Origin of the sequence: Ralstonia sp. 1138 (assembly GCF_040544795.1) — a bacterium.
GTDB classification, from domain to species: domain Bacteria; phylum Pseudomonadota; class Gammaproteobacteria; order Burkholderiales; family Burkholderiaceae; genus Ralstonia; species Ralstonia flatus.
Map to the genome: position 1 here is coordinate 62,212 of NZ_JBEPKQ010000004.1, position 12,517 is coordinate 74,728.

Annotated in this window: 12 protein-coding genes and 2 pseudogenes; 9 read left to right on the forward strand and 5 right to left on the reverse strand. The window is 58.2% G+C overall.

Features of this window, described 5'->3' with window-relative positions; all coding sequences use genetic code 11:
- Positions 1–124 precede the first annotated feature (124 nt).
- Together ABIC76_RS17840 and ABIC76_RS17845 are read left to right on the forward strand one after the other, a co-directional pair.
- Positions 125–529: a hypothetical protein gene (locus ABIC76_RS17840; protein WP_502947868.1), complete on the forward strand. Its 405-nt coding sequence runs from the start codon at positions 125–127 to the stop codon at positions 527–529.
- 253 nt (positions 530–782) lie between these two features.
- Positions 783–2,218: pseudogene (locus ABIC76_RS17845) on the forward strand (sensor histidine kinase).
- Here ABIC76_RS17845 and ABIC76_RS17850 read toward each other — a convergent pair.
- Together ABIC76_RS17850 and ABIC76_RS17855 are read right to left on the reverse strand one after the other, a co-directional pair.
- Positions 2,178–2,675 (reverse strand): acyl-CoA thioesterase, encoded by a 498-nt coding sequence (locus ABIC76_RS17850; protein WP_354534791.1) that lies wholly within the window; start codon positions 2,673–2,675, stop codon positions 2,178–2,180. The pseudogene ABIC76_RS17845 and the gene ABIC76_RS17850 overlap by 41 nt on opposite strands.
- A 612-nt stretch (positions 2,676–3,287) precedes the next feature.
- Positions 3,288–4,253, reverse strand: a complete 966-nt coding sequence (locus ABIC76_RS17855) for an AraC family transcriptional regulator (RefSeq protein WP_354534792.1) — start codon at positions 4,251–4,253, stop codon at positions 3,288–3,290.
- A 655-nt stretch (positions 4,254–4,908) separates the two neighbouring features.
- Here ABIC76_RS17855 and ABIC76_RS17860 point away from each other — a divergent pair.
- The 7 genes and pseudogenes from ABIC76_RS17860 to ABIC76_RS17890 all read left to right on the forward strand — a co-directional run.
- On the forward strand, positions 4,909–5,223 hold the full coding sequence (locus ABIC76_RS17860; protein ID WP_354534793.1) for a hypothetical protein: 315 nt from the start codon (positions 4,909–4,911) through the stop codon (positions 5,221–5,223).
- Positions 5,224–5,306: 83 nt separating this feature from the next.
- On the forward strand, positions 5,307–5,774 hold the full coding sequence (locus ABIC76_RS17865) for an outer membrane lipoprotein (protein WP_354534794.1): 468 nt from the start codon (positions 5,307–5,309) through the stop codon (positions 5,772–5,774).
- A 100-nt stretch (positions 5,775–5,874) separates the two neighbouring features.
- Positions 5,875–6,003 carry a hypothetical protein gene (locus ABIC76_RS17870; protein WP_354534795.1) on the forward strand — a complete coding sequence of 43 codons (129 nt, stop codon included), beginning with the start codon at positions 5,875–5,877 and terminating at the stop codon, positions 6,001–6,003.
- A 121-nt stretch (positions 6,004–6,124) separates the two neighbouring features.
- A complete protein-coding gene (locus tag ABIC76_RS17875) occupies positions 6,125–6,520 on the forward strand; it encodes a DUF3597 domain-containing protein (protein ID WP_354534796.1) in 396 nt (131 codons plus the stop codon).
- A 34-nt stretch (positions 6,521–6,554) separates the two neighbouring features.
- A complete protein-coding gene (locus tag ABIC76_RS17880) occupies positions 6,555–6,734 on the forward strand; it encodes a hypothetical protein (RefSeq protein ID WP_354534797.1) in 180 nt (59 codons plus the stop codon).
- A 279-nt stretch (positions 6,735–7,013) separates the two neighbouring features.
- The gene (locus tag ABIC76_RS17885) at positions 7,014–7,265 is read left to right on the forward strand and encodes a GlsB/YeaQ/YmgE family stress response membrane protein (protein WP_354534798.1); all 252 of its coding nucleotides are present in this window, start codon (positions 7,014–7,016) and stop codon (positions 7,263–7,265) included.
- A 278-nt stretch (positions 7,266–7,543) separates the two neighbouring features.
- Positions 7,544–7,843: pseudogene (locus tag ABIC76_RS17890) on the forward strand (type 2 periplasmic-binding domain-containing protein); the annotation flags it as partial.
- A 204-nt stretch (positions 7,844–8,047) separates the two neighbouring features.
- On the opposite strand, the gene ABIC76_RS17895 reads toward ABIC76_RS17890, so the two are convergent.
- From ABIC76_RS17895 to ABIC76_RS17905, 3 genes are all read right to left on the reverse strand, one after another.
- Entirely contained in the window at positions 8,048–10,375 is a 2,328-nt protein-coding gene (locus ABIC76_RS17895; protein WP_354534799.1) for a S53 family peptidase, read from the reverse strand.
- Between the two features lie 105 nt (positions 10,376–10,480).
- Complete coding sequence (locus ABIC76_RS17900) at positions 10,481–11,725, reverse strand: DUF3443 family protein (protein ID WP_354534800.1); 1,245 nt, start codon at positions 11,723–11,725, stop codon at positions 10,481–10,483.
- Entirely contained in the window at positions 11,722–12,222 is a 501-nt protein-coding gene (locus tag ABIC76_RS17905; protein WP_354534801.1) for a DUF2844 domain-containing protein, read from the reverse strand. The genes ABIC76_RS17900 and ABIC76_RS17905 overlap by 4 nt, the downstream gene beginning before the upstream one ends.
- Between the last annotated feature and the right edge of the window lie 295 nt (positions 12,223–12,517).

The following is a 12,517-nucleotide window of genomic DNA, read 5'->3' on the forward strand; positions in this document are numbered from 1 at the left end:
CCAAGAACTGCACAACACCGCACACGGTTGACGAATTCGTCGGCGCACGGCAATCGACACCACAGCGGAACGGCACGATCCCATCGTCTTATATCCGGATATCGTCCTCGACCAAGGAGCATGCATGCCCTCTCTATTTCAACGATCACGACGTCCGGCGCGCATCGCCAAGATGGCCCTATTGGCCGGCCTTGCGATTGTCGTCTCTGCTTGTGTCGTCGTCCCACGGGGTCCGGACGGCGCGCCCTATACCGCTCGTGTACCGTCCGACGAACAAGGCCGCACGGGTGCAACACTCCCCCCCGAGCAGCGCAAGCGCCTGGACGACTTGAACGCCCAAGCCTTGCGTGAGTCCGACCAGGCAGCCGAGCGTGAAGCGCAAGTGCGCCAATACGTTGCCCCGCCGTCTTACGCACCCGCGCCCTACTACGGCAGCTATTCGGTTTTCTACGGCGGAGGATGGGGCCGCCGTGGCGGTTGGGGAGTTGGGTACGGTTGGCCCGTTTGGGGGTATCCGTATTTCTGGTAAGCCTGTGTGCAATAAGCGGTCTCTTGATCAAAAACTGATTTGTGGTTGCAATGTTCCGCATCGTTTTTGAACACCATTACGCATGGCCCTCGCTTTCTGATTCACTCGAATTGATATCAAACCAATAAATCAGCATAAGAAATTCGTCAAATCGAAACGCGTGGTTTCAGGCGTTTTAAGCACTATCCTGTGTTCCTATCCGGATTGATCTCACGACCGGCAGCCACATCCTTGCCATCTCGCTCACGCTTTCATGTACGCCCTACTGCCAGCGTTCGTCTCATCGCTCTTTCTGTTTTACGGCGTCTATGTCATCACGACACGTGGCCGCACGCACGCGAGCGTGGCGTTCTTCGGCATGACGGTACTGACCTGCTTGTGGCAAGGGCTGTGGGCCTTTCTGTTCAGGATCACCGATACCGAGTTGCGCACATCCTCGCCAAACTTGGCTGGATTGCGATTCTTGTCGTACCCACAGCGTTCTATCACTTCATCGCGGATATCTCGGAATGTCCTGACGAGCGTCGCTGGATCACCGCTTCGTACGCGCTAGATGCCCTGCTGATCGCCCTGCTACTTGGCAGCAATTGGGTGATTGCCGGTGTCTGGACATTTCCCTTCGGGTTCTATCCCAAAGCGGGACCATTAGAGGCGACCCACATTGCGCAGACCGTGATTCTGGCACTGCGTAGTGCCTGGTTGCTGTATTCAGCCCAAAAGCACGCCACAGCAGAAAAGCACAAGCGCGTATGGGTCTGCCTATCGGGCCTGGGGCTTTACACGCTCTCTGCTGGCGACTACGCCGTCAACTATGGCATTGCGCTCTATCCACCCGGTGTGGTTTTCATTGCCGCCAGCTTGGGCATCATCGCGGTGGGGGTCGTGCGGTACGACCTCATGCAGCCCTATGCGTTAGCCGCCACGGTCGCACATGAGGTGCGCACGCCGCTCACCACGATCCGCATGCAGGCTACCGAGATCGCCCGTGCATGGCCCACCGTCGTGCACGGCTATCAACTGGCCGTCGATCATGGCTTGTGCGAGCCGCCGCAGCAACTGGCCCTGCTTGACCGGCTACCGAAGCTTGCGGGCGCCATCACATCGGAAGTCGCCTCAGCACACAACGTCATTGAGATGGCTCTGGCCTCGGTCACCCTGGAACGGTTGGATCGCCGTAGCTTCGCCGCGCATGCATTGCGGGACTGCGTCAACGAGGCGCTGGCGACCTACCCGTTCCAGGTCGGGGAGCGTGAGCGCGTGCAGGTGGTCGAGTTCAGCGCGGACTGGCGCTTCATCGGCTCCGATACGTTGCTGATCTACGTCCTCTTCAACCTGTTAAAAAACGCGTTGCATGCGATCCAGATTGCGCACAAAGGGCACATCGAAATTGGCGCTCGGCAAGACGGAAACGATTACGTGCTGGAGGTCCGCGACAGCGCAACCGGTATTCCACCCACCATCGTGCGGCGTATCTTTGATCCGTTCTTCTCGACCAAGCACCATGGCAAAGGCGCTGGGGTAGGCCTCACATTCTGCCGCCGGGTGATGGTCGTGTTTGGGGGCAGTATCCAGTGTGAATCCGCGGTCGGGGAATACACGCGGTTCTTGCTACGGTTTCCCCGACCACCGTCGTCGTACTTAACGACGATTACGCCATCTGCGGCAGAGCATCCACCTCATATTCCTTGACCCGCAGCCGCACGTGCTCGGGCAAACGCAGAATGTTGCGCTTGGCATCTGCGCAAACGACCTGCTGGTAGCCGAGCGACACCAGACGACCTTGGGACACAAACCGGAACACTAGGTGGAGCGAGCATGGCTGCACCCGGAACGTGTTCAGATAGCAATCGACACGCTGAAACGGAAACGTCTCCTCGACAAACTCCTGGTGCGCTTGCTTGGTCACGAAGATCACCTGACCGCTCATCAGCAGTTCGGCATCAATGCACTCGTGGAACCAGCGCTCACGCACCACACCCTGCCACTCAAAATAGCGGGCGAAGTACGTGTTGGCGTACGCGTTGGAATCCTTCAGGTAGACATCGAAAGCGTGGTGAAACGTCTTCCGCGCAGAGATGGGCTCGATCACCTGCGCATGGCGCAGACATTGGTTGATCACAGCGGCAATGGATTGGCCAGTTGACATTGCAACGTCCTCAAATGGATTGGCTGCGGGCGGCAGCCGCGCATGTCCGGAAGCTCCGGTACACCAATCCATTCTTGTGATCTCGACTGCGTTGTCACAGCGCAAAGCATCGTACCTGCACAGCACTGTCTGCCCGGTAAGACGTCCAGCCGTCTCGTTGCGATTGTTGATGTTTAGCGCGGCTTCGCCACATTAAGCTGGCCCTGCTGTGCGAGTCCCTGAGACTATCCCCGTAGCCGCGCTCTTTACGCACAGCATTCCGATTCGAGGGCGACTACCGTTTTTACGGCTGAGCTCCGGCGCCCTCGACTTATGCAAGCCAGATGCTCCCCCCGGGCTCTGGCTTCTTTTTTTGACAGGCGATTTGGGGCGGCATGATCGTGAAGACTCGGAGGTGCTCTCGTCGTTGTTAACGCATCATCAGATGTACGAAAGCCGACCTCAAGCGGGCTCTTAACAGAGAGCGTCGATGTCAGGAGGATTTCACGCGCATGGTGCGCGTGACCACGTGCGGGTGGCCATTCTGATCGTACTGCTGAAGCCGCACGCCGCTGCACCCAATTCGTATGCAAGCCGCTGATCACCGTCAGATAGACACCTCCCAAATGGGATCTATGACTGGCCTTGATACCGTTGTCGGAGCCGGTAGTCGCTGGGAGACAAGCCTGTCCAGCGCTTGAAGGCGCGCGTGAAGTTGCTGCTATCGGAAAAGCCCAGCTGGAACGCGATCTCGATCAGTGGCCGAGAGAGTTGCTGAACATAGCCGCACGCAAGCTCCTTGCGCGTCTCGTCCAGAATCGCCTGAAAGCTGGTATCGCGCTGTGCCAATTTGATCTGCAAGGTGCTCGCGCTCATGCACATGGCTTGGGCAACGCGCTCACGTCCGCACTCTCCAGTGGGGAGGAATTCGACAATCTTTCTTCTGACCGTCCGAACCACGTCGTTGCCATCCAGGCGGGCCAGATAGCCCTGGACAACCTGATCGTGATATTGCGCAAGCTCGGGACAGGCACCGACAAGCGGTTGCTCCAGATCTTGGCGAGATATAACCAGTGCGGGCTGGGGCGCGTTAAAAACGATCGGTGCGCGAAACAGTCGCCGGTAGGGCTCTTCCCCTTCGCTGGGCATCGCGTGGTGAAACTCGACCCGAACGGGATTCATTGCTGGGCGGTACAGCTGCCGCATCGAGGTCACGAAGAAGGCAAGAACAGCGTCCTTCGTCTCGCCACACACACCTTCGGTGAGATGCCATCGCAGGGAAACGTGCTCGCCATCCTGCTCAAGCGTGACCTCACGGGCACCTGATGAGAAAACCGGATAGTACTGAACAAGCCGGCGACAGTAATCCATCAGAGTGCTGCTGGCCATCAGTGCGTAGCCGAACGCATGCAGGTCCGCCAGATGCAGATGGCGAGAGACGTTCAGCCCGAAGTACGGATCCTCGGTGGCCATCACCCCGAAGCGAAAGAGACGTGATATCGCGGCGACAGGTACTCGAGCCATGGGGTTGCTGCCTTGCGGCTTCAACACCTCGGCAGCTCTGAATGCCGCGTCCGGGTCGACACCGTAGTGTTCCAAGGCCCGCCCTACCGCGAACGCATAGCTCCCGATCGTGGTAGGCAACCAATGGTCTGACGGCGCGAACGCACGTTTGACCTCGCCGCCCTCTCGCGCAAACGCGTCAATCGCGCGATCCCGTTGTGGTTCTTCTGTCGTTACCCGAGCGTACCCTATGTCCATTCTTGCCGGGATTCGGCCTATGTGACCAAATCCCCCTCCCCCAAGATTGATCAACGGAATCCAAGGCGCAGCCTGTATTGCTTAAGGCGCATACATAACGACGTACGCGCTTTGGCTGACTCACCGTTAATGTGTTAAACAAAAAGCATGCCAAGGAGGAGACGGCGGGTTGGAGGCTCCAGTTTTACTGCTGGCCAAGTCTGCGGCGCTGCTGACTGCGCATTTACCGCCCCGGAACAGTGACTCTCTGAACGAATTAAGGGAAGACAAACAACGGCGTGTATCCCAGTTGTTACGTTACATGCCGCAAGCAACGTAACACCGCCATCAGGACTCATACGGATTCTGACGGTGCGCGTCGGAGCAGCTTGACTAATTGCAAACATTTGAAACCGGCCCGCTGGACCGTCAACGATGTATTCGAGAGGGCCGTTTTTGACGTGCGGAGACCCTGTCTCCGCACGAACCCAACACAAAGCAAAGGAGAGATTGCATGAAGAAGATTGCTGCATCCGTCGTCACCAGCCTGGCATCCATCGCAGCCTTCGCACAGGTGACTGTGCCACAAGTGCAAGTGACCGCCCCCAAGGTGACGGTACCCCAAGTGCAAGTGACTGCGCCACAGGTCACTGCACCTCAAGTGGCGGCGCCACAAGCGCAAATTTCCATGCCTCAGGCGGCCCCGAAGCAAGACGTCGCAATGGCACCTGCCCACGATGCCGGTACCGTGACCGCACCTGCCAAGCACAAGCGTCATCGTCATCACCATCACAAAAAGGCAGCGGGCTCCAACGCTTCGCAACAGTGAGCCGTCCGATCCGCAACCGAACGCGTATCCGTGTTCGGCACGACGCCCTTCATGTGCCGAACATACTGATTCCGAAGGTCATCATGACAACTATTTTTCGCATCTGTACCGGCGCTTTGTTGGCCGCTGCGCTTAGCCTGCAAGGCTGCGCCATGGGGACCAACTCCAACAGTGCCTACACCTCGGCCCAAGCACAACGCGAGCAGACCGTGCGCTTGGGGACCGTGGATTCAGTTCGCACCGTCGTGATCGACCACGAACAAACCGGTGTCGGCTCGCTGGCGGGCAGCGCCATTGGGGGCATTGGTTCAGCAGCAGCCATCGGGCGCGGCAATGGCTCACTGGCGGCGGGCATCCTCGGCGCGATTGCTGGCGGTATGGTTGGCAGCGTCGCAGAAAACCAGGCGAACAAGCGACCAGGGCTGGAAATCACCGTCAAGCTTGACGATGGTGAATACCGTGCCATCACACAGGATGCCGATGAGACTTTTCGTCCGGGCGAGCGCGTGCGCCTTCTGTCCTCAGGTGGCGTCACCCGCGTGACCCACTGATTTCTCAATCTACCGGAACCGACGCTCGGCGAGCCGTAGCGTTCATCCAACTTAGGCGGCCAATCGTTGGCTGTCGATTTTTACTGCTGAGGCCCCAGTCATGAAGAAGCTGATGATTGCCGTCATTGCCACGCTGTTCGCCGCCAGTGCATTTTCTCAAAGCGCCGGTGGCCATTACCCGCACCACAAGCGTCACGCGCATCATCACCACCATCGCGTGCACGGCTAAGGACGAAACGGGGCAGTAGCGCAAGGCCCCTTCTCCGCTCGGCGCAGTCCGCGCCAAAGTCACCGGTCTGCGGCATGGGAATCAGCGGCCGCTTCTGAACAGTACACGTTGGAGCACAGACATGGGCATTTTTGGCGATATCGTCAACAAAATTTTCGGCAAAGCCAAACCGGATCAACCGCCACCCGCTGCCGAGCCGGTGCCGGATCCCGCGAGCGCAGCCAGCGCGGACGCTACAAACAATCCGCCACCGCTTGCCCAGGTCGACGTTGAGTCCGTGATGGACCAGCTTGTCCAGGAAAGCGGTCAATCCTTGAACTGGCGCACCTCAATCGTTGACGCCATGAAGGCGCTCGGGGTCGACAGCAGCCTCGAGCATCGCAAGCGGCTTGCGCAGGAACTGAGCTACCAGGGCGACATGTCGGATTCAGCGACCATGAACATATGGCTGCACGCAGAACTCATGAAGGCGCTGGCCGCCAATGGCGGAAAACTGCCGCCAGGCCTGGCAGCGTGAACTTGCCCTCCTCTGGCATGCAATCGGACCGTTGATGATCGACGATCTCTCGCGGCCCGTCGCGCTTTCGCTTGCGCAGCTCAAGGCGTTCTCCTCGACCTTGACTCCGGGCTCGCTGATGAGGCAAGCCACCTTGCAGGTGATTGCTGAGCACGAGCAAGAGGCGTCAATCATCAAACAGAAGCACGATGTGCGCCTCCAAGAATGGGACTGAAAACGAAGGCGGCAGACGCGAAGCCGCTTTTGCCGGAAGCGTCATGAAAACAGCCGTCGCGCGATTGCTTGTTCTGGTGGTTGCGGCAGCCTCTCTCGCAGGGTGCGGCATCTTTGGCTGCGCGGGCAGTGGCGGCAATGGCGGATTTCATGCCGGTTGTGCAGCCGGAGCACGCTTTTGATGGCCGGTGATATCCGGCCACGAAAGCAGGGACGCCTTGCCGCAGTCGGTCCAGTAACGGCTGCCAACGAAAAACGTTTTTAAAGAGGGAATGAAACCATGACACATGGATTGATCGCTTGGGTTGTGATTGGCACTATCGCTGGCTGGCTGGCGGGTGTACTGATGAGTGGCGGCGGCTTTGGCCTGCTTGTAGACATCGTGGTCGGCATCGTCGGCGCTTTCATCGGTGGCTGGCTTTCGGGTGTTCTGCACATCTCGCTTGGGGCAGGCTGGATCGGTTCGATCGCCACAGCGCTGATCGGCGCGGTGATTCTGCTGTTTGTGATCCGGCTCATCAAGCGCGCGTAACGAACCCACGGTTGGCCAGGTCACGACAACACGGCTCGTGCCAGCCATCAGCAAAACGGGTGTCAAGAGTTCGTTCAATGCGTCCGCTGAAGAAGGCCATGGACCCAGCAACCCGGCCGCAGTGTGCTGATGTGCAGGTGACTGAAGCCATGGTGGCCGAGTTGCTGCAAAGCAGCTCCAGGTGCCGTCACCGCTACGCCAGCGTGGCACGCCACTTCGGCTGCAGGATTGCACGGGCCAAGATACTGCTCAAAGCATAGATGCAACAGTCCGCTGCCTACGCCCTGCAGCAGCGCGGCCTCAAGCGCAACTCGACCATGACCGTGCACGGCTGGCGCACGCAGGGCGAAGTCGCCGCGCACACCGACATGATCTTCACGGTCAACTCGCTAATGAAGGATCGGGTATGCAAGACGTACGACCTCAACGCGTTCCCGCTGCCGGACGACCTGGATACCGCGTTGAGCCTGAACATGCTCTGGCACCGCAGCCGCAACACGAATCCGATGCTGGTGTGGGCGCGCCAGCTCTTCAAACAGGTCGTCGCCGAGTACACCGATCAGACGTCAGATGCACCGACGCAGCAAGAGACTACGTTGCTTGGGGAGCCGTGCGACATTAAGGTGACGTTTCCCGTTCGTCGAAAGGAAATGCCAGTTGGCCAGCAGCGCCATGATCAGACGGCTACGAGTACCATCGGTGTCGTGCGCGGTTGCCTTCAAGACGTTTTGCAGGACCGACTACCTAGCTAACATGTAACACGCAGCGGATGGGAAGATTGGTCAGAGATTTCCCAGCAGCCGCATGACGTTCGGCACACCTAAACCCGTGAGATCGCTGTAACCTCCCAGCGAGGCACAGATTGCGCAGGCACCATTGCCAGTGAGGTTATTGTTACCCACCGTGATATTTAGCAAACTGGGCAAGGAAGAGCCAGTCGCCGCCCCGTAAAGCAGGCTCGCGAAGCCGCCGCCATCGGCTGCATTTTGGATGCGAATAGCAAGCGAGTTACCGCCATTACTGGCCATGGACTGTGCCAGCAACGCCGAAATGCCTGCCCAGATCGGCGTAGCCGCGCTCGTACCGCCTCCAGCCCCCCATCTTTGCGCACGATAGATAGCTATTGCGCTATGCGCATAATCGGCGACCGCGGCAACGTCCGGACTAGCACGCATGCCATTGTTGGCGGTGATAACTGCGGCGTCGTTACTACCGCTCAGATACGTCGATTGCCAACTCGGCATGGGCGCCAAGCCGATTCCGCCGCCAGTGAACTGCCAGGCCTGCTCGCCAGACGCGCCACTCGCAGAAACGGAAGTGATACGTGTACCGCCCACGGCGGTCACGAAGGGAGAGACTGCCGGATAATGGACGCATGTAGTGCTGGTCGGACTGCAATAAATCCGTCCACCATAGTTGCCGGCGTCACCACTGGAGGCGAACAGCGCGATACCTTGGGTGACATAGCCCCGCAATTTTCCATCCAGCACAGCGGTCGACGGCCTGGTTGTGGTTGACAGATTGAAACCGTAGCTCATCGAAATAGCGGCGGGCACTGCGTCCAGTTTATTGGAGGCGAAATCGACTGCGTCGAAGAAGTGCGCAGGAGACGTTCCACTTGCCAACACCAACACCAACGTTGCCTTCGGTGCGATAGCGTGGGCCATTTGGATGTCCAGGGTCGCTTCTGACCCGGCGCCGCTGCCACCACCTGCAATGGTGCTACCGGTAGGACAGTCATCGCCTGTTGTGGCGGAACTCGTGCAGACGATGCGCAAGCAAGCACTGGCATGTGTGGCATCACACAGTGCCATCTGTGGCAAATTGTACTGCTGGCTAAATGTATTGATGTCATCAAGGAAGGCGGCGGCACTGGGCTCGTTAATAATGGCGATGGTCTGCCCCATGCCGTCTAGCCAAGCTGGGATGTTGTAGTGTTGACGCAAATCGGTTGGCGATAGCATGCCGTTGATGCCGTGGCCACCAATACCGAACAGATCCACGGTATTTGCCGCCGAGCGGATGGCACCGGCTTTCGAGCCTGCAACGGCCGGGTTGCCAACCAGCGCGTTTTGAATGCTGCTCACGGCCTGCGAGTTGAGAGTAATGGAGTAGCTCACTACGGAGCCGTCGGTTTGCCGCACGTTGAGCGGAGTCCCGTCGGAAATCAATACACCGATATAAATGTTGCCGTTGAGCTCGAAATAGATCCGTCGAGCCTCAGTCGGGCTGTTCTGCAATGGTAGCGGTGCATTTGCGATCCACATATTCACGCCACTGATGTGGGTGAATGTGCCATCGCCTTGCTCATCGTGCTCGTAGGGCCAGTTATCGCCGGGTTGATACAAATTAATCGGAAAAACACCATCGCTCGTCAACGTCTTGCCGCTATAGCAAGGTGTCGGCTGATCGCCAGCGGTGGCAGCGGTCTTCGCTTTGCTGACAAAGCAATTCTGCACCATATAAGTGTCGCCGATATTCGTCGCAGCCCGCTTGATATAGGCCGCTCCTGGCTCCCACTGTGCACCCGCCTTTAGATTGTTACCGTTTTGCCAATAGTCGAGCGGGTATTGCGCCAGAAGCTCTGCTGGCGCGGCACTCAGGTCGCCGCTCAAAGCCGTTTGGCTGAAACTCTTCTGCACTGTGGTTTGGACCACGCTCACGCCGTCGTCCGCCAAGAGTTCGAACTGTATGCCGGCAGCGGTATAGCTAACACGCCGATTGGCACTGGGCGAACGAACCAAAATCGATCCGGAGGCGAGATAGCGCGTGGAACCTGGTGTATTACTCGGCAATGCGAAGCCGCTCACCAGGGCCTTCAATGTAGGGGTCTCGATCTGCGGGCCGGCGCTGCCAGGCGAGGCTAGTAAGCCGCCGCTAGAATTCGCGTAGACGTAATCAGCACCGCTCATCATCGGACCTCCGCCGTAAGGCAGGCGAAAGTACAACGTTGCCGCGCCGCCGTGCAATTCCCCGGACTCAAATATTTGTCGATCAGCAAGCAAGGGGGCAATCACTGGCGCCGCTGTTGTCGACGAGTCCTCGCCGCCTCCGCAAGCAGACAGCACAATAGCTACTACGAGTGAGAAGAATGACAGGAGCAGTCGCATAGCGCTTCCTTTATATTTTTCTTCGTAAATGCCACTCAGCACCGGCTGCCGTCCTATTTGATGGCGCTGCAGGTTTCACGCTACCGAGGGCGACGACAAATTTGATTACATCGCGTAGTACATTGGATCGTTATCGCTGTTCTGAATCGAGCCGTAGATGCGGCGACCGCCATAGAACGGTAGGCCCAAGGCGTACCAGGCACTGCCGTCGCCAAATACCGAACCAGGTGCCCCAACCGGTACGACCTCGATCCCCGTCTCGGCAGCGAACGCGTCATAGTTTGTCAGGCGGTACGACGTCGACAGTCGCTGTGGTCCGATAGCACCCGTGAGGGTGATGTCAATATCCGTAGGACTCGACGGACAAAACCACGTGCTGTTGTCCGGGCAGGTCTGAACCTTTCGCTTATTGGGGTAGATGTAGTAGGCCGTGCCGCTATCGATAAAGCCAGGTATGGTTTGCGTACCATCGCTGACATTGATGTAGCCGTTCGCATCGGTACTGAGCACCGTCAGCCCCGCGATCTGGTTGTTGCTAGTCGTATTGATCCCGAAGATCATTTGCCCCACTGCAGCGGGTGTGCCGAGGTCCGGTACCGGCGCGACCTGTAACGACACGCCGTTGTTATCAGCCGCAAAGGCGGCGACGGAGTTCTTGACCGTGACCGGGCTCGATTGCGTCGGCATACAGATGCCCGTCGAGCACCGGTAGTAACTTCCGCCGTCGCTGAACTGTTGATGCACACCGATGATCGCTTTGCCGCCGAATTCAGAAACGGTGTCGGTCAACACTCCCTGGTTCTTGCAATCTGACGGTACGTTGGCATCGCTGCCAGGCGTATCGTCAATGACCTGCAAAGCCATATTGGCGGCGCTCTCTCCCCCGACGTGCAAATCTGCCTGACCGACGCGCCCCCACACTTCGCTTGTCGCATAAGCAAAGCATTCACTGATTGATGAGCCATCTACGGGATCGGTCGCGAGCGGTAAGTTCAAGCCGTTCAGTGCCGACTTCATGACGCGGAACCCCGTCGATCCCGTATCGACCAGAACATGATCGACAGTTACGCACTGCTGCGTTCCGGGTACGCAAAGCTGAACGGTAACGTACGGTGTATTCCATCCGTAGTCTTCCGATTCCGTGGGCTCGAAGTACAGTGGTACAACGTTGTTGCCGCTGACCGGGGCATAGCTGTAATTCGGCCCCGGCCCATTGTCTGAGATCGTCGGGCTACTGCTAGAGCTTCCGCTTCCGTCATCAGCCGTTGCATTCGGGTCATTCGAATCATTGGCGCCGCCGCAACCACCCAGAGTAACCGCTATCAATAGCAGGATGATCGCGCGTTTCATTGGACTTCCTCCGGCGATACACCAACCGGAATCAGCGCTGGGATCCAAGCGCGCCCCTGATGTTGATGTGCGAAGGCATGCGCCTGCACAACCAGATCGTCGAACCGCTGCATCGTTGCGTGCAGGCCGGTTCGCGGAGATGTCGCTTGACGATGGGTCGCCTTGTCGAACGCTTCAGGTCCGAACAATGCCCTCAGATCAGGATTGGTCGGCCCCTTCCACGTAATCGCAAACACGCGGCCATCGGGTCCGACATATTGGTGAATTTCCACACCTTGCAGCGTCACATCGGTGTGAACGGTATAGAGTGATTTCGCCTTTTCGCGGTGGATGGTTTTACCCAAACCAGGGCGATCACTGTCTGGATACGGAGTGGGATCGCCGCCAAGGGTGGCCCAAGATACAGCAGGTACCGCGATCAGCGCAGCCGAAATGACGGCACAGTATTTCCCCTTGCCAAGGGCATGGGTTGGTACAACCACAGAGCGATGCAGCATGACGACTCCCGTTGGGCAAGGACTGGGATTGCCCCGAGTCCTTTTCGTCTATGTGAACGCCCCCTTTTGCGCTAGTTTTATCTGTGTTTCGGCAAACAGGATGGATGCAGGTCTTTCCGATGACACTGTTCGGCACCCCACGTTGCGCTTCACGGGAGCTGTCGCTGCTACACACTTGCGCGAGCAAAAAGATGGCTACATCCGGGTTCGGACTGTGGCACGTATGCCCATCGTAATTGCAAAAATTTGTTGCAGGCGTTTGTTGACCATCAACGACGCATTCGGGAGAACCTCT